The 259-nt window shown below is 49.4% G+C and carries 1 rRNA gene; it reads right to left on the bottom strand.

What is annotated here, in order from left to right:
* A 23S ribosomal RNA gene (locus tag H3H39_RS27455) occupies window positions 1-259 on the bottom strand; the annotation flags it as partial.

The following is a 259-nucleotide window of genomic DNA, read 5'->3' as shown; positions in this document are numbered from 1 at the left end:
GCAGGCTCTTCCCATTTCGCTCGCCACTACTTTGGGAATCTCGGTTGATTTATTTTCCTGCAGCTACTTAGATGTTTCAGTTCGCCGCGTTCGCTTTGCATACCTATGTATTCAGTATGCAATGACCCAAAGGGCCGGGTTTCCCCATTCGGAAATCTGCGGATCAAAGTGTGTTTGCTCACTCCCCGCAGCTTATCGCAAGCTACTACGTCCTTCATCGCCTGTAATCGCCAAGGCATCCACCATGTGCACTTATTCA

The sequence above is a fragment of the Rugamonas apoptosis genome, from assembly GCF_014042355.1.
GTDB lineage: Bacteria > Pseudomonadota > Gammaproteobacteria > Burkholderiales > Burkholderiaceae_D > Rugamonas > Rugamonas apoptosis.
The sequence above is the reverse complement of the archived record's forward strand: the minus strand, read 5'-3'. Positions and strand labels throughout refer to the sequence as shown.